Raw genomic sequence first — 16355 nt, 5'->3', positions numbered from 1 at the left:
CGCGGTACGCGGAGGACGGCGATACGCGCAAGGCCGTGATACGCGCCAGTAACAACCCCTAGCGCGGAGTTCACCAGCGGCCTTACCTTGCTGACATGCCGTCTAGCCTGCCCGATGTCGTGCTGTGGTCGATCCCCGCCTTCGTGCTCCTCACCGTGGTGGAGATGGTGAGCTACCGTCTCCACCCGGACGAGGACGCGGCCGGATACGAGACCAAGGACGCCGCGACCAGCATCACCATGGGACTCGGCAGCCTGGTCTTCGACGCGCTCTGGAAGATACCGATCGTCGCGATCTACGCGGCCGTCTACGAACTCACCCCGCTCCGCGTCCCCATCCTGTGGTGGACGCTTCCGCTGATGCTGCTCGCGCAGGACTTCTTCTACTACTGGTCGCACCGCGGCCATCACGTGATCCGCATTCTGTGGGCCTGCCACGTGGTGCACCACTCCAGCGAGAAGTTCAACTTCACCACCGCGCTGCGGCAGCCCTGGACGACCTGGACGGTGTGGCCGTTCTACGTGCCGGTGATCGCCCTCGGAGTGCATCCGGCGGCGCTCGCGTTCTGCTCCTCCGCGAACCTCGTCTACCAGTTCTGGATCCACACGGAGCGCGTCGGGAAGTGCCCGCGGCCGGTCGAGTTCGTCTTCAACACGCCCTCGCACCACCGGGTGCACCACGCCTCGCAGGGCGGCTATCTGGACCGCAACTTCGGCGGCATCCTCATCGTCTGGGACCGGCTCTTCGGCTCGTTCGTCCCGGAGACGACGGCGCCCGTGTACGGCCTGACGAAGAACATCCGCACCTTCAACCCGCTGCGCGTGGCCACCCACGAGTACGCCGCCATCGCCCGCGACGTGCGCGCCTCGCGCGACTGGCGCGAGCGCGCCGGACGGGTGTTCCGTGGCCCCGGCTGGCAGCCCGCGGAGCGGCGGACGGAGCCTGGAGGGGGACAGACGGAAGGGGCCGGACCGCCGCAGCGGCCCGACCCCTCGCTCACCTCACCGGCCGCCGAGGGCGGACCGGCTCAGGAGAGCCCTGCCGTCACTTCGTGACCGCGGCCAGCGCGTCCACGATGCCGTGGCCGTAGAAGCTGTTGTTGCCCTTCACGCCCGTGCACTTGGCGGCGTACGTGCCCTTGCCGTCCGGGTCGTACTTCTCGGGGCAGGCCACGCTGTTCGCCTGCGCCTTCAGCCGCCAGCCGATCTCCTGCGGGGTCGCCTTGGGGTGCTTGCTCTTGATGAGCGCCGCGACGCCCGCGACCTGCGGACCGGCCATCGAGGTGCCCTGGAGGTACGCGTAGTCGCCGCCCGGCATGGTGGAGACGACGCCACCGTCCTTGGCGGGCTCGGGGACCTCCTGGTAGCGGCGGTCACCGCCGGGGGCCGTGACGTCGATCTTGTCGAGGCCGTAGTTGGAGTAGTACGACTTCCGGTTGTCCTGCGGACCCGACGCCGACACGGAGATGGCGCCGTCCAGCATGGTCGGCACGTCCGGGCACTCGGCCGGGTTGATCGTGCGCTTGACCGGGGTGGAGTCGTTGGGGCTCGTCTCGTCGACGATCTCCTTCGCGGCGTGGTCCTGCGAGGAGTTGCCCGCCGAGCTGACGGTGGTGACGCCCTTGCCCTGCGCGTACTTCACCGCACGGCCGACCGCGTCCGCGATGGCCTTCTGGTCGGCCTGGTCGTCGCAGTTGTAGAGCCACGGGTCCACGTAGTAGCTGTTGTTGGTCACCTCGACGCCGTGGTCGGCGGCGAAGACCATCGCGCAGACGACCGCCTCGCTGTAGAAGAGCGAGGTCTCCGGCTCGCTCACCTTGATGGCCGACAGCTTGACGCCCGGGGCGGCACCGGCGATGCCGACGCCGTTGCGCGGGGCGCCGATGATGCCCGCGACGTGCGTGCCGTGGTAGTCGTCCGAGGCGCTGTACGGACGCCAGGCGCCCGGCGTGGTGTCGGCCTTGCCGCCCACGCAGTTCGCGGACTGCTTCGCGGAGAAGTTGCCCTTGAGGTCGGGGTGCGTGTCGTCCACGCCGGTGTCGATGACGCCGACGGTGACGTTCTTGCTGCCCTCGCTGACCTCACTGGCCTTGTCGGCCTTGATGGCCCGCTTGTCCCACTGCAGGGACTCCAGCGGCTCCTCGCCCTTCGCCTTGGCCTTCGCGGCGAGCGACGCCTTGGGCTGCTTGACGAACTCGGGCTTGCCGACCTCGGTGGTGGTCGCGGCCTTCAGCGGGGCCGTACGGGTGGCACCGGCGGAGTCCACCCCGTCGACCGCGCGCAGCGTCTCGCCGAACTCCGGGTTCTCCGAATGGGCGACGATGACGCCGAGCTTCTTGTAGGAGGCGACGATCTTGCCGTCGGCCGCCCGTATTTCCTTCTTGACCCGATCGATCGTGCCCGGGTCCTTTTCGGTGTTGACGACGTAGCTCAGCTTCTCGCCGGCTTTCGCCTTCGGAGCGGAGGGCTCGTCCTGAGCGTTCGCCGCGGCGGCGCCTGCGAGGCCGAGCGAGGCGGTCAGCACCAGCCCCAGCGGCAGTGCGAGAACACGCCGCCGTCTGGAAGGTCTTGAAACCATGGGGTCTCCATGTCGTCTGAAGTTGTCCACAGACGACGGAAGTTATCCCTGGTGGGCCCGGAACTGCAATGGATTGCGAGAGAAAGTCCGAAGGGAGTGTGGTGCGACGAGGTGCCTTATGTGATTCCGCGGGCGGCCCCCTGTTGTAACGCCGGTGCGCGATCTACGATGCGCGCACTGTACGCCCAGGGAGATATACGTCACACCACTCCTCCCTCCGCCCCCGTATTCCGTCTGGAGTCACAGTGGACACCGCCCCAGAGCACGCGAGTTCCGGCCCGCCGGGCAGCCGGGACTACACGGAGGTACAGCAGAGTCCTGAGTTCGGCGAACTCCGGCGCGGGTACCGTTCGTTCGTCTTTCCCCTCACCGTGGCGTTCATCGTCTGGTACCTGCTCTACGTCCTGCTGTCGAACTACGCGGGCGGGTTCATGGGCACCAAGGTCGTGGGCAGCATCAATATCGCGTTCGTCTTCGGCCTCGCCCAGTTCGTCACCACGTTCCTCATCGCCTGGTGGTACTCGCGGGTCGCCGCCGAGAGGTTCGACCCCAAGGCCGAGGCGATCAAGGCCCGCCTGGAAGCGGAGGAGAGGGACGCATGAGCCTGACGCACCAGCTCGCGGCGTCGCCCGCCGTGAGCCAGTTCGCCGCCGGGGACGCCAGCGAGCACCGGCCACTGATCATCACCCTCTTCTCGGTCTTCGTCGTCGGGACCCTCGCCGTCACCGTGTGGGCGGGCCGCAAGACCAAGGACGCCACCGACTTCTACGCGGGCGGACGGTCCTTCAGCGGCTTCCAGAACGGGCTGGCCATCTCCGGTGACTACATGTCGGCCGCCTCCTTCCTCGGGATCGCCGGTGCCATCGCCCTCTCCGGGTACGACGGCTTCCTCTATTCCATCGGCTTCCTGGTCGCCTGGCTCGTCGCGTTGCTCCTGGTGGCTGAACCGCTGCGGAACTCGGGCCGCTACACGATGGGCGACGTCCTCGCCTACCGGATGCGCCAGCGCCCCGTCCGTACGGCCGCCGGGGTCTCCACGATCATCGTGTCGATCTTCTACCTGCTCGCCCAGATGGTCGGCGCGGGCGCCCTCGTCGCCCTGCTGCTGGGCATCACGGGGGAGACGGGCAAGAACCTGATCGTCGTCTTCGTCGGCGTCGTGATGATCCTCTACGTGACCATCGGCGGCATGAAGGGCACCACCTGGGTGCAGATGATCAAGGCGTGCCTGCTGATCGGCGGCACCCTGATCATCACGGTGCTGGTCTTCCACAAGTACAACTACAACCTCTCCACGCTGCTCAACGAGGCCGCGGAGAACAGCGGCAAGGGCGCGGCCTTCCTGGAGCCCGGCCTGAAGTACGGGATCAGCACCACCTCGAAGATCGACTTCATCTCGCTCGGCGTCGCGCTCGTCCTGGGCACCGCCGGGCTGCCGCACATCCTCATCCGCTTCTACACCGTGCCGACGGCCAAGGCCGCACGGAAGTCGGTGAACTGGGCGATCGGCATCATCGGCGTCTTCTATCTGATGACCATCGCGCTCGGCTTCGGCGCCGCAGCGATGCTCACCCCGAAGGAGATCACCGACAAGAACCCGGCGGGCAACACGGCCGCGCCCCAGCTCGCCGAGGCCATCGGCGGCGGCAGCGACTCGACCGGAGGGGCGATCCTTCTCGCACTGATCTCGGCCGTCGCCTTCGCGACGATCCTCGCCGTGGTCGCGGGGCTGACGCTCGCCTCGTCCTCGTCGTTCGCGCACGACCTGTACGCGAACGTCATCCGCAGGGGGAAGGCCACCGAGAAGGAGGAGGTCGGCGCGGCCCGTATCTCCGCCGTCGTCATCGGCGGCGTCGCCATCGGACTGGGCATCTTCGCGGGCAAGCTCAACGTCGCGGGGCTCGTCGCGCTCGCCTTCGCCGTCGCCGCCTCGGCCAACCTGCCGACGATCCTCTACAGCCTGTTCTGGAAGAGGTTCACCACGCAGGGCGCGCTCTGGTCGATCTACGGCGGCCTGATCTCCTCCGTGGGCCTGGTCTTCTTCTCGCCCGTGGTCTCCGGCAAGCCGACCTCGATGTTCACCGACTGGGACTTCGACTACTTCCCGCTGGAGAACCCGGGCCTGATCTCGATCCCGCTGGGCTTCCTGCTCGGCTGGCTGGGCTCGATCCTCTCCAAGGAAGAGGTCGACACGAAGAAGTACGCCGAGCTGGAGGTGCGGTCCATGACCGGGTACGGCGCGCACTGACGGCCGCCGCACCACCCGCGTCTTACCCGGTGTAGACGGCCCCTCACCAGGCGGAACTGTCACTTGTCAGTGGCGTGGCATACGCTGCGAAGCAGTTCTTACGCCTGTGGGAGGGGCCGTCAGCATGCTGCTCGACACCTATGGCCGGGTCGCCACCGATCTGCGCGTCTCGCTGACCGACCGCTGCAATCTCCGCTGCACGTACTGCATGCCGGAAGAGGGCCTTCAGTGGCTCGCCAAGCCCGAGCTGCTCACGGACGACGAGATCGTCCGCCTCGTCCGCGTCGCCGTCACCGAGCTGGGCGTCACCGAGGTCCGCTTCACCGGCGGCGAGCCGCTGCTGCGCCCCGGCCTCACCGGCATCGTCGCCCGCTGCGCGGAGCTGGAGCCCCGCCCCCGGATGTCCCTGACCACGAACGGGATCGGGCTGGAGCGCACCGCCGGGGCCCTCCGCGAGGCCGGCCTCGACCGGGTGAACGTCTCGCTGGACACCCTCAGCCCCGAGACCTTCCAGAAGATGACCCGCCGCAAGCGCCACGCCGACGTGCTGCGCGGCCTCGCCGCCGCCCGGGAAGCGGGCCTCACGCCCGTGAAGGTCAACGCGGTCCTGATGCCGGGGTTCAACGACCAGGAGGCCCCGGACCTCCTCTCCTGGGCCCTGGAGGAGGAGTACGAGCTGCGGTTCATCGAGCAGATGCCCCTCGACGCCCAGCACGGCTGGCAGCGCGAGGGCATGATCACCGCCGGGGACATCCTGGAGTCCCTGCGCACCCGCTTCACGCTCACCCCCGAGGGCGAGGAGCAGCGCGGCTCGGCCCCCGCCGAGCGCTGGCTGGTCGACGGCGGCCCGCAGCGGGTCGGCGTCATCGCCTCCGTCACCCGCCCGTTCTGCCGCGCCTGCGACCGTACGCGCCTGACGGCCGACGGGCAGGTGCGCACCTGTCTGTTCGCCACCGAGGAGTCCGACCTGCGCGGCGCGCTGCGCGGGGGCGCGGGGGACGAGGAGATAGCGGCGCTCTGGCGCACGGCGATGTGGGGCAAGAAGGCGGGCGCGGGGATCGACGATCCCTCGTTCGTCCAGCCGCAGCGCCCGATGTCCGCGATCGGCGGCTAACCGGCGTCCGGACGGGCCTCCCACTCCTCCAGCTCCACGGTCTCCTTCAGGAAGCCCCGCATGCCGAGGAAGTTCGACAGGTGCTCGCGGTGCTCGTCGCACGCGAGCCAGGTCTTGCGGCGCTCCGGCGTGTGCACCTTCGGGTTGTTCCAGGCCAGCACCCACACGGCGGCGGCGCGGCAGCCCTTGGCGGAGCAGATCGGGGACTCGGGGCCCTGGTCGGAGGGCGAGGCGGAGGGGATCACGGTCCCATCATCCACCAGGGTCCGGACATTAAGCGACGCCGGGCAGCCACGGGGGGAGCCGCCCGGCGTCGGTCCATCGCTCCGACGGGGGATGCGGAGCGCACCTGAAGTATGGCATGCCATGCCTCGCGCCGTGCACCGGAACAGCATGATTGATCTGAGGTTTTCTTGAGCTTCCGGCAAAGGTCCAGATCAACTGCGGTCGTGCGGGGCCCCGTTCGGCCCTCCGGCCTGCGGCTCCGGTGTGCGTTCCGCCGCGTTCAGCATGGGGCGGGGCGGGGCCGTGAGGTAGGTCGAGGGGAGCGAAGGGACGTTCTCCCGCCCGGCGTTGGCGATCACCACCGCGACGTACGGCAGCAGCGCCCCCAGCACCAGGGTCACCACGGCCAACGGGCGTTCCACGTTCCACAGCAGCACGGTGGCCAGCACCGAAGCCGTGCGGATCAGCATCGAGATCACGTAGCGGCGTTGCCGTCCCCGCACGTCCGCCTGGAGCCCCTGGCGGGCGCCGGTGATCCGGAACACCTCCGTGCTGTGCTGCTTCCGCATCACATTCCACCACCTGGTCACTGTGCCGGTCCTGGGGCCGGCACGCGAGGTTCCGGACGCTTTCCACGGTACGCCCAGGCTCCGACGCCTTCGAGACCGGGGCGCCTGGCACCGCGTGCCAGAGCCTCTACGCCGCCGTCGTCATCGGGCCGTCCGCCGCGCGGCGCAGCACCGCTACGCCGCGCGGCGTTCCGTCCCGTTTCGCCCTGCCCCGTGAAGGCGCGGGCGCCGGACCGGCGTCAGACCCCGTCGATCCGGGCGATCTTCCGGCCGGCCTTCAGGTAGACCGCGTCGGCGGCGCCGTCCGACTCGGCGGCGAGCTTCTCGCGCACGACCTCGGCGAGCGGGCGCAGCGCGTCCGCCTCCGCCAGGACCAGGGCCCGCTGCTTCTCACCGGTCTTCTCGACGACGAGCCGCAGCCCGTTCTGCTTGGCGATCCGCCGCGCGGCCGAGGCGCTGGGGGTGAACTCCAGGACCTTGGTGAGCACCGCGGCGATGCCCTCCTCGCCGTGCTCGCCCGCGTCCACCGACGGCAGCGTGTCCACGTCGCCGAAGCTCTTGTTCGAGAACTGCGCGACGAAACCCGTGCGCGCCGCGCTCGCCGCCTCCGCCCCGTACAGCGCCATGACGACCTCGCCCGCCAGGATCTTCTTCAGGTCCATCGGGTGCAGCGACCGCGCCTCGATACGGGCCGTCGCCTGGTCGATCTCGGCGTCCGTCCACTCGGTCCACGCCCGCAGGTACGGCACCATCAGCCGGTCGGGGATCGACATGACCTTGCCGAAGACGTCCTCGGCGGTGGTGGTCAGGCCGATGTAGTTGCCCTTGGACTTGGACATCTTGGCGCCCGAGCCGTCGGTGCCCTCGATCAGCGGGTTGGTGGCGACGAGCTGGGGGCGCTGCCCCTTGACCTCCATCAGACGGCGGCCCATCTGGAGGTTCAGCAACTGGTCGACGCCGCCCAGCTCGACGTCGCACTCCAGCGCCACCGAGTCCAGGCCCTGCGCGACCGGGTACATGACCTCGGCCATCGTCAGGCCCGAGCCCTCCGCCAGCCGGTTGCGGAAGTCCTCCCGCTGGAGCAGCGAGGACGCCGGGACCTGGGTGAGGAGCGAGAGCAGCTCGGGGAAGGTGTACGGCGCCAGCCACTCGCTGTTCTGCCGGAACCTGACCTTCTCGAAGTCGAAGAACGGCCGCACCTGCTCGCGGTACGTGGCGAGGTTGCGCGCGATGTCCTCGTCGGTCAGCGGCGGGCGCTCCGCCGTACGCCCCGAGGGGTCGCCGATCTTCGCGGTGAAGTCGCCGATCAGCAGCGTGACCTCGTGGCCCATCCGCTGGAAGCGGCTGAGGACGATCATCGGGACCGCGTGGCCCAGGTGGACGTCCGTCGCGGTCGGGTCGATGCCCAGCTTGATGCGCAGGCCCCGCCCCTCCGCACGGCGCTCCTCGATGCGCTCGGCGAGCTGCTCCTCGGACGGCAGCAGGTCCACGGCCCGCGAGCCGATCAGCGCGGCCTGCTCCTTCGCCGGGAGGTCGCTCAGGTCCAGATAGCGGCGCGACCCGGTCTCCGCGAGCAGGCGCTCGACGGTCTTGTCGGAGGAGAGGTCCTGCGCCAGCAGATCGCTGGCGCGCTGCACGGAGTCGCCGAGGCGTGTCACGTCACTGTCCTGGTGAAGAGGTACGGATAGGTCACCGGAAAGTCTATGCGCGCCCCCGTACGCCCAGAGCCCTCGGCTCTCAGACGCCGGGGCTGACCGAACTCATGCGGAAGTCCGGCACCCGCAGCGGCGGCATCGCGGTCAGCGCGCTGCGCCCCGCCCACTCGCGCGGCAGCGTGGGCTCGGTGCGGCCCGCCTCGGCGGCCCGGCCGAGGAGGGAGACGGGGGACTCGTTGAACCGGAAGTTGTTCACCGCCGCCGTGACCTCGCCGTCCTCCACCAGGAAGACCCCGTCCCGGGTCAGGCCCGTCAGCAGCAGGGCCGCCGGGTCCACCTCCCGTACGTACCAGAGCGAGGTCAGCAGCAGGCCGCGCCGGGTGCCCGCCACCATCTCCTCCAGCGACGCAGATGCGCCCCCGCACTCCAGCAGCAGATTGCCCGCCGCCGGTGCGAGCGGCAGCCCCGTCAGCTCCGCGCCGTGCCGGGAGGCGAGCAGCCCCGTCAGCACGCCGTCCCGCATCCAGTCGACGGGGGAGAGCGGCAGCCCGTTGTCGAACACGGAGGCGGGGGAGCCGCCCGGGCCGCCCGCGCCCGGCGGCTGCCCGCCCGAGGAGTACGCCAGCAGGAACGGCGCGGTCTCCAGCCCCGGCGCGCCCGGGTCGCTGCGCAGCGTCAGCGGCAGTTCCGAGAGCCGCTCGCCGACCCGGGTGCCGCCGCCCGGCGCGCTGAAGACCGTGCGGCCCTCCGCGGCGTCGCGCGCCGACGACGCCCAGAGCTGGGCGACCAGCAGATCGGCGACGGCCGTCGGCGGCAGCAGCGTCTCGTACCGCCCGGGCGGCAGCTCCACCGTCCGCCGCGACCACTCCAGCCGCCGCGCCAGCTCCGCGTCGAGCGCCGCCGGGTCGGTCCCGGTCCCGGCGGGGTCGGTGAAGTCGCGCGTCGTACGCCCCGTCCAGACGGAGGCGCCGAGCGCGGGCGACTTCGCGTTGAGCGTGAGCGTGCCCGCCGGCTGGTCGTGCCGCAGCCGCAGTCCGGTCGAGGTGCCCAGGAAGCTCGATGTCGTCCGGTGCTCGGCGAAGCCGTACAGCTCGCGCCCCTCCGCGCGCGCCCGCGCGAACGTCTCGCCGAGCGCGGGCGCCAGCCGCGCGAACACCGACGGATGCGTCACAGCGGGAGGCTGTGTGAAGCCGGGAGAGGGCGGTACGCCCTCGACCAGCGGCCGCGCGTCGTCCGCCGGGCCCGCCACACGGGCCGCCGCCTCGGCCGCGCGCACCAGCGACTCCAGCTCGTCGTCCCCGGGCTCGCCGGTCATGCCGGTGACACCGGTGAGGCCGGTCCGCGAGACGACCCCCGCGGACGTGCCCCGCGCGCCCCCGGACGTCGCGATCACCGTGACCGTACGGCCCCGGGAGACCCCGTTCGTCGTCAGCGCGTTGCCCGCCCAGCGCAGATGGACCGCGGACGTCTCGTCGACGATCACCACGCAGCCGTCCGTACGCGAGAGCGCCAGGGCGCGCTCCACCAGCTCCTGCGGCGGCACCGTACGGGCGCTCATCGGCCCGCCTCCTTCGTGGTGTTGAGGACGGAGACGCCGCGGAAGAGCGCCGACGGGCAGCCGTGCGAGACGGCGGCGACCTGCGCGGGCTGGCCCTTGCCGCACATGAACGAGCCGCCCAGCCGGTACGTCCCCGGGCCGCCGACCGCCTCCATCGAGCCCCAGAAATCGGTGGTCGTCGCCTGGTACGCCACGTCCCGCACCTGCCCCGCCAGCCTGCCGTTCCGGATCCGGTAGAAGCGCTGGCCGCTGAACTGGAAGTTGTACCTCTGCATGTCGATCGACCAGGAACGGTCGCCCACCACGTAGATCCCCCGCTCCACCCCGCCGATCAGCTCCTCCGTCGAGGGCCCGCCGGGCGCGGGCCGCAGCGAGACGTTGGCCATCCGCTGGAGCGGTACGTGCGCGGGGGAGTCCGCGTAGGCGCAGCCGTTGGACCGCGCGCTCCCCGCGATCCGGGCCGCGCGCCGGTCGAGCTGGAAGCCGACGAGCACGCCGTCCCTGATCAGGTCCCAGGACCGCGCCGCCACGCCCTCGTCGTCGTACCCGACCGTGGCCAGCCCGTGTGGCTCCGTACGGTCGCCCGTCACCCGCATCACCGGCGAGCCGTACCGCAGCGTGCCGAGCCCGTCGGGGGTGGCGAACGAGGTGCCCGCGTACGCCGCCTCGTAGCCGAGTGCCCTGTCCAGCTCGGTGGCGTGGCCGATCGACTCGTGGATCGTCAGCCACAGGTTCGTCGGGTCGATCACCAGGTCGTACGCGCCGGGTTCGACGCCCGGCGCGCGCCGCTTCTCGGCGAGCAGGGAGGGCAGCTCGGCGAGTTCGGCGTCCCAGTCCCATCCCGTGCCGGTCAGGTACTCCCAGCCGCGCCCGGCGGGCGGGGCCAGCGAGGTGAGCGTCTCGGCGGGGCCGCGGGCGTCCTCGGCCGCCGTGACGGACAGCGTCGGCCGCACCCGGACCCGCTGCTGCGTGGTGACGGTGCCGGCCGTGTCCGCGTAGAACTTGTTCTCCCGCACCGTGCCCAGCTCCGCGCCCACGTGCGCGACCCCGTCGGCCGCGAGCAGCCGCGCGCTGCGCTCGGCGAGCAGCCCGGTCTTCTCGTCCTCGGGGACGTCGAACGGATCGGTCCCGTACGCCGACACCCACACGCGCTCCCCGTACGAGGGCTCACCCGCCAGCTCGACCCGGTCGCCGCCGCCCGCCGCCGCGACGGCGAGCCCCGCCAGCTCGGCCATCGCCACGGCACGCTGCGCCGTCTCCGCCGCCGCGTCCGGCGTCAGCTCCTCGCCCGAGGCGAAGCCCCACACCCCGTCGCGCACCACCCGCACCGCGTACCCCTGCTCTGTGGCGTCCTCGGACCCGGCGGCGCGCGCGTCCCGCAGCCGCCACCGCGCGGTGCGCACCCGCTCCAGCCGGAAGTCCGCGTGCCCCGCCCCGAGCGCCAGCGCCCGGGAGAGCGCGGCGTCCGCGAGGGCGCGCAGCGGCAGCGCGGTGAACGAGGGATCGAGCGGGGCCCGAGAGCCGTTGGAGTCGCGCACGTGTGCCTCCTGCCACCGTGGTCCTGGAGGGAAGCATGCCGCTCCGGCGGCATCCCCGTCCCGGATTTCTGTAGAGACCCGACAGGACCCCGCGCGGCCCCCTGTCCATGGCCGAGTGCCCGGACAAGACGGGCGCCCGATAGGTTCTCCAGGGGAGACACCGTGAACCCAGAAGCAGAGAGGGTGGTCACACCTTGAGCCGCTCAGTGCTCGTCACCGGAGGGAACCGCGGCATCGGCCTCGCCATCGCCCGGGCCTTCGCCGACGGAGGCGACAACGTCGCCGTCACCTACCGTTCCGGGGAGCCCCCGGAGGGTCTGCTCGGCGTCAAGTGCGACATCACCGACCCGGAGCAGGTGGAGCAGGCCTACAAGGAGGTCGAGGAGAAGCAGGGCCCGGTCGAGGTCCTCGTCGCCAACGCGGGCATCACCCGTGACCAGCTCCTGCTGCGGATGTCCGAGGAGGACTTCACCTCGGTCCTCGACACCAACCTCACCGGCAGCTTCCGCATGGTCAAGCGCGCCTCGCGCGGCATGCTGCGCGCCCGTAAGGGCCGGATCGTGCTGATCTCCTCGGTGGTCGGCCTGATGGGCCAGGCCGGGCAGGCCAACTACGCGGCGTCCAAGGCGGGTCTCGTCGGCTTCGCCCGCTCGCTCTCCCGCGAGCTGGGCGCCCGCAACATCACCTGCAACGTCGTCGCGCCGGGCTTCGTCGACACGGACATGACGCGCGCCCTCTCCGAGGAGCAGCGCGCGGACATCGTGAAGCAGATCCCCGCGGGCCGCTACGCGCAGCCCGAGGAGGTCGCCTCCTCGGTCCGCTTCCTGGCCTCCGACGAGGCCGCGTACATCACTGGAGCCGTCATCCCGGTCGACGGCGGATTGGGCATGGGTCACTGAACATGAGCGGAATCCTCGCCGGCAAGCGGATCCTCGTCACCGGGGTCCTCACCGACGGCTCGATCGCCTTCCACGCGGCCAAGGTCGCGCAGGAGGAGGGCGCCGAGGTGCTGCTGACCGGCTTCGGCCGGCTGAGCCTCGTCGAGCGGATCGCCAAGCGGCTGCCCAAGCCCGTCCCGGTCATCGAGCTGGACGTCACCAACCAGGAGCACATGGACGCGCTCCCCGAGCGCATCCGCGAGCACTGGGGCGCCGACGCGCAGCTCGACGGCATCGTGCACTCGATCGCGTTCGGCCCGCAGGGCGCCTTCAACTTCCTGGAGGCGAGCTGGGAGGACGTCGGCACCGCCGTCCACGTCTCGGCGTACTCGCTGAAGTCCCTCACCATGGCGTGCCTTCCGCTGATGCCGCGCGGCGGCTCGGTCGTCGGCCTCACCTTCGACGCGCAGATCGCCTGGCCGAAGTACGACTGGATGGGCGTCGCCAAGGCCGCGCTGGAGTCCACCAGCCGCTACCTCGCCCGCGACCTCGGCGCGAGGAACGTCCGCTGCAACCTCGTCTCGGCCGGTCCCATCAAGTCGATGGCCGCCAAGTCCATCCCGGGCTTCGAGGAGCTGGCCGACGTCTGGAACCACCGCGCCCCGATCGGCTGGGACCTCACCGACCCGGACCCGGCGGGCCGCGGCGTCGTGGGCCTGCTGTCGGACTTCTTCCCGAAGACGACGGGCGAGATCGTCCACGTCGACGGCGGCGTCCACATGATGGGGGCCTGAGGGGGCCTGAGGCTCCCCTTTGGTCGGGCCTGAGGTTGACGGCCCGTATTTCTCGCGCGCCCGGGTCGCTCGAACGGTGGAAGCCGTCGGGCGGCCCGGGCGTTTCGCCGCGCACCATGGACTGCGGAGGCACCGGCGCAACCTGCCGGTGCCGCACGGGGGTTGAGCCCTCCCGAGGAGGTGCTGTGGGTGCGTATGTACCGCATGGCCTGCGCAGTTCTGGGCGCACTGGTGGTGGCCGGACTCCTGAGTCCCTTCACCGCCGCTGAGGCCGAACCGACGGCCGGACCGGGGGTGGGACCGGCGCCCCGACCCGCCTGCCGTACGGACGTCGACGGCAGCGCGGCGCGCGTCGCCTGCCGCAACGGCACCGGGCGTACGGCCCGCGTCCAGCTCCACATCGAGTGCCGCCGCTGGTGGGACATCGACGTCGACGGCGACCCGGTGACCCTCGCCCCCGGCAGGAGCGTGCGGCTCGCCGACCGCTGCTGGGCCGAGGTGCGCGAGGCGTGGGTCAGCTTTCCGTGACGGCCTCCTGTCCCCACTCCGCGGTGTACGAGGCGGCCTCGCGCACCGCCGTCTCCGCGTCGCCCTCGCGGATCGCCTCGATCAGCCGCGCGTGGTCCATGTGGTCGTCGGGGGTCAGCTCCTCGCCGACGTCCCTGCGCAGGAAGGTGCGCAGCACCTCGCCGAGGTCCGCGTAGACGGCGGTCAGCACCTCGTTGTGGGAGGCCGCGACCACGCCCATGTGCAGGCTGTGGTCCGCCTTCACGAAGCGCTCCGGGTCGCCGGTCTCCCACGCCGCCTCGCGCCGCGCCAGCAGCGCGTCGAGCTGGTCCAGGTCCCGCCCGGTGCGCCGCTTGGCGGCGAGCCGCGCCCCGGCGGTCTCCAGCGCGTCGCGCAGCTCGGCGACGTGCCGCGTGTCGGCGTTCTCGAAGCGGCGCTGCATCACCCCCGCCAGCTCGCTCGTCGCGACCACGTACGTCCCCGAGCCCTGCCGGATGTCCAGCAGCCCGTTGTGGGCGAGGGCGCGGACGGCCTCCCGGACCGTGTTACGGGCGACGCCGAGCTGCTCGACCAGCTCGGGCTCGGTCGGGATCCGGCCGCCGACGGGCCACGCGCCCGAGGTGATCTGGGTGCGGAGCGTGGCGATGACCTGGTCGGCGAGCGCCGCGCGCTGGGGCGGGGGAAGTGACATGGCTCTCTGTTCTCCCGGTGGACGAGAAACCGTTGGGCTGAATTCGTCCCATGATTCTATGATGGCGCCATGGCAAGCGCAGACAACGACCTGAAGACGAAGGTTTCCCGGACCCCCGACCCCGCCTCCACCGCCCGTCCCACCGGGTCCGGAGGCTTCTCGCCCTGGCTGCTCCGGGTGGTCGTCGTCGGGCTCGTGGTCGCCGCGCTCAACCTCCGTCCCGCGATATCCGGCCTCGGCCCGCTGCTGGAGGAGGTCCGCAAGGGCCTCGGGATGAACGGCACCGTGGCCGGTCTCCTCACCTCCGTGCCGCCGCTCTGCTTCGCCGTCTTCGGCGGCCTCGCGCCCCGGCTGGCCCGCCGCCGCGGCCCCGGCGCCGTCGTGCTCGCCGGAATGGTGGCCATCACCGTCGGCCTCGCGCTGCGCCCCTTCGCCAACGGGACGGGCACCTTCCTCGCCGCCACCGCGCTCGCCCTCGCGGGCATCGCGGTGAGCAACGTGCTGATGCCGGTGATCGTCAAGCACTGGTTCCCCGACCGCGTCGGCACGATGACGGGCCTCTACTCGATGGCGCTCGCGCTCGGCACGGCCGGTGCCGCCGCGATCACCGTGCCCATGACCGACGCGCTGGGCGGCAGTTGGCGGGTCGGCATCGGCGCCTGGGCCGTGCTCGGGGTCGTCGCGATCGTGCCGTGGGCCCTGGTCTTCCGGGACCCCGCGGCGCGTGCCCCGGAGCCCGACGCCGCCGCGGAGGCGGTGCCGGAGGAGACCGAGGAGGGCGAGGCCCGCGCGGAGGAGACCCACCAGGGGCCCCGTTCCGCGGCCGGGGACGCCCCCGTACGGATGGTGAAGTCGCCCACCGCATGGGCGCTCGGCATCTTCTTCGGTCTCCAGGCCTCCGCCGCGTACATCACCATGGGCTGGCTGCCGCAGATCTTCCGTGACGCGGGCGTCTCCGCCTCGATGGCCGGACTGATGCTCGCCGTGGTCATGGGCATGGGCGTGCCGCTCTCCTTCGTCCTGCCGAAGATGGCGGCCCGGATGCGGCACCAGGGCCCGCTCGTCCTCGCGCTCGGCGCGTGCGGCCTGATCGGCTACGCGGGCCTGTGGTTCGCGCCCCAGGCGGGCGCCTGGGCCTGGGCGCTGGTGCTGGGCATCTCCAACTGCGCGTTCCCGCTGGCGCTCACCATGATCGGGATGCGCTCGCGCTCCAGCGCGGGCGTCGTCAAGCTCTCCGCCTTCGCGCAGAGCACCGGCTATCTGATCTCGATCCCCGGCCCCCTCCTCGTCGGCACCCTGCACGACGTCAGCGGCGGCTGGAAGGTGCCGCTCCTGCTGATGACCGGGCTGATGCTGGGGCAGATGGTGATGGGCGTCCTCGCGGGCAGGGACCGGGTCATCGAGGACGGGCGCTGAGTGCGACACTGGCAGACATGCCAGTGCTCGAACCGAACCCGCCCAAGCCGCAGAAGAAGCTGCTCCTGATCTTCGGCGCGATGATGGCCGTCACCGTCGTCATCGGCGTGATCGCCAGCATCGCCGCGCCGTGATCCCCGCGCCGTGATCCTCCCCGAGGGGTGGTGTTAACCCCACCATCCCCTAGGGGGTTGGGGTCAGGGGGAAGTGGGTGGGTCACCCGATGGGAAGGCCGACGCCGTTTCCGTACCGTCGAAGCAGACGACGAAGATCGACGGAACAGACGGAGGCGAGCCCCATGACGGCCCCCGCGCAGACCACCACAGCCACCGCCGCCACCCCCGACCGCTCCGGCACCGCGGTGCCCGGCGGCGTGCAGACCCGGCTGCCGTGGTGGGCCGTGGCCCTGCCCGCCGTCGCCTTCGTGGCGCTCCTGGCGCTGCTCGTCGGCGGGGGAGAGGCGAACGCGGCGGAACAGCCCGGCGGCTCCCTCTTCGTCGCGGTGCTGGAGCAGCTCAGGGACGCCCTGCCGGGCTGAGGCCGCTGGACCGGGTCGCTGAGCGTCATCGCTCCTCACCCGTGCCG

General features: G+C 71.4%; 17 protein-coding genes. 10 read left to right on the top strand and 7 right to left on the bottom strand.

Annotated features, from left to right (window positions below):
* The first annotated feature begins 95 nt into the window (after positions 1-95).
* Complete coding sequence (locus ABD343_RS19955; protein WP_344530073.1) at positions 96-1055, top strand: sterol desaturase family protein; 960 nt, start codon at positions 96-98, stop codon at positions 1053-1055.
* Here the strand turns inward: ABD343_RS19955 and ABD343_RS19950 are convergent.
* A complete protein-coding gene (locus ABD343_RS19950) occupies positions 1045-2577 on the bottom strand; it encodes a S8 family peptidase (protein WP_344530071.1) in 1533 nt (510 codons plus the stop codon). The genes ABD343_RS19955 and ABD343_RS19950 overlap by 11 nt on opposite strands.
* 245 nt (positions 2578-2822) lie before the next feature.
* Here ABD343_RS19950 and ABD343_RS19945 point away from each other — a divergent pair, with 245 nt between their 5' ends.
* From ABD343_RS19945 to moaA, 3 genes are all read left to right on the top strand, one after another.
* Positions 2823-3179, top strand: coding sequence for a DUF485 domain-containing protein (locus ABD343_RS19945; protein ID WP_344530069.1), 357 nt, complete (start codon positions 2823-2825; stop codon positions 3177-3179).
* Complete coding sequence (locus ABD343_RS19940; RefSeq protein ID WP_344530067.1) at positions 3176-4825, top strand: solute symporter family protein; 1650 nt, start codon at positions 3176-3178, stop codon at positions 4823-4825. Before ABD343_RS19945 ends, ABD343_RS19940 begins: the two co-directional genes overlap by 4 nt.
* A 124-nt stretch (positions 4826-4949) precedes the next feature.
* Positions 4950-5939, top strand: coding sequence for a GTP 3',8-cyclase MoaA (moaA, locus tag ABD343_RS19935; RefSeq protein ID WP_344530065.1), 990 nt, complete (start codon positions 4950-4952; stop codon positions 5937-5939).
* Here the strand turns inward: moaA and ABD343_RS19930 are convergent.
* The 5 genes from ABD343_RS19930 to ABD343_RS19910 all read right to left on the bottom strand — a co-directional run bounded on the left by ABD343_RS19930 (position 5936) and on the right by ABD343_RS19910 (position 11484).
* Positions 5936-6184 (bottom strand): hypothetical protein, encoded by a 249-nt coding sequence (locus ABD343_RS19930; RefSeq protein ID WP_344530063.1) that lies wholly within the window; start codon positions 6182-6184, stop codon positions 5936-5938. The two genes, moaA and ABD343_RS19930, sit on opposite strands and share 4 nt — an antisense overlap.
* A 192-nt stretch (positions 6185-6376) precedes the next feature.
* Complete coding sequence (locus tag ABD343_RS19925; protein WP_425578228.1) at positions 6377-6736, bottom strand: DUF3099 domain-containing protein; 360 nt, start codon at positions 6734-6736, stop codon at positions 6377-6379.
* Positions 6737-6972: 236 nt separating this feature from the next.
* A complete protein-coding gene (gene tyrS, locus ABD343_RS19920; RefSeq protein WP_344530059.1) occupies positions 6973-8391 on the bottom strand; it encodes a tyrosine--tRNA ligase in 1419 nt (472 codons plus the stop codon).
* Positions 8392-8470: 79 nt separating this feature from the next.
* On the bottom strand, positions 8471-9946 hold the full coding sequence (locus ABD343_RS19915; protein WP_344530057.1) for a metallopeptidase TldD-related protein: 1476 nt from the start codon (positions 9944-9946) through the stop codon (positions 8471-8473).
* Positions 9943-11484 carry a TldD/PmbA family protein gene (locus tag ABD343_RS19910; RefSeq protein WP_344530055.1) on the bottom strand — a complete coding sequence of 514 codons (1542 nt, stop codon included), beginning with the start codon at positions 11482-11484 and terminating at the stop codon, positions 9943-9945. Before ABD343_RS19910 ends, ABD343_RS19915 begins: the two co-directional genes overlap by 4 nt.
* Positions 11485-11678: 194 nt before the next feature.
* Here ABD343_RS19910 and fabG point away from each other — a divergent pair, with 194 nt between their 5' ends.
* The 3 genes from fabG (at position 11679) to ABD343_RS19895 (ending at position 13684) form a co-directional block, all read left to right on the top strand.
* Positions 11679-12383 carry a 3-oxoacyl-[acyl-carrier-protein] reductase gene (fabG, locus tag ABD343_RS19905; protein ID WP_344530053.1) on the top strand — a complete coding sequence of 235 codons (705 nt, stop codon included), beginning with the start codon at positions 11679-11681 and terminating at the stop codon, positions 12381-12383.
* A gap of 2 nt (positions 12384-12385) precedes the next feature.
* A complete protein-coding gene (fabI, locus tag ABD343_RS19900) occupies positions 12386-13156 on the top strand; it encodes an enoyl-ACP reductase FabI (RefSeq protein ID WP_344530051.1) in 771 nt (256 codons plus the stop codon).
* A 195-nt stretch (positions 13157-13351) separates the two neighbouring features.
* Positions 13352-13684 (top strand): hypothetical protein, encoded by a 333-nt coding sequence (locus ABD343_RS19895; protein ID WP_344530300.1) that lies wholly within the window; start codon positions 13352-13354, stop codon positions 13682-13684.
* On the opposite strand, the gene ABD343_RS19890 is transcribed toward ABD343_RS19895, so the two are convergent.
* On the bottom strand, positions 13671-14354 hold the full coding sequence (locus ABD343_RS19890) for a FadR/GntR family transcriptional regulator (RefSeq protein WP_344530049.1): 684 nt from the start codon (positions 14352-14354) through the stop codon (positions 13671-13673). The two genes, ABD343_RS19895 and ABD343_RS19890, sit on opposite strands and share 14 nt — an antisense overlap.
* Positions 14355-14423: 69 nt before the next feature.
* On the opposite strand from ABD343_RS19890, the gene ABD343_RS19885 reads away from it, so the two are divergent.
* The 3 genes from ABD343_RS19885 to ABD343_RS19875 all read left to right on the top strand — a co-directional run bounded on the left by ABD343_RS19885 (position 14424) and on the right by ABD343_RS19875 (position 16308).
* Entirely contained in the window at positions 14424-15770 is a 1347-nt protein-coding gene (locus ABD343_RS19885; RefSeq protein ID WP_344530047.1) for a CynX/NimT family MFS transporter, read from the top strand.
* 17 nt (positions 15771-15787) lie between these two features.
* Positions 15788-15904 carry an SGM_5486 family transporter-associated protein gene (locus ABD343_RS19880; RefSeq protein ID WP_344530045.1) on the top strand — a complete coding sequence of 39 codons (117 nt, stop codon included), beginning with the start codon at positions 15788-15790 and terminating at the stop codon, positions 15902-15904.
* 164 nt (positions 15905-16068) lie between these two features.
* Complete coding sequence (locus tag ABD343_RS19875) at positions 16069-16308, top strand: hypothetical protein (RefSeq protein ID WP_344530044.1); 240 nt, start codon at positions 16069-16071, stop codon at positions 16306-16308.
* Positions 16309-16355: the final 47 nt, after the last annotated feature.

The organism is Streptomyces albiaxialis (assembly GCF_039530985.1).
Classification (GTDB): Bacteria; Actinomycetota; Actinomycetes; order Streptomycetales; family Streptomycetaceae; genus Streptomyces; species Streptomyces albiaxialis.
The sequence above is the reverse complement of the archived record's forward strand: the minus strand, read 5'-3'. Positions and strand labels throughout refer to the sequence as shown.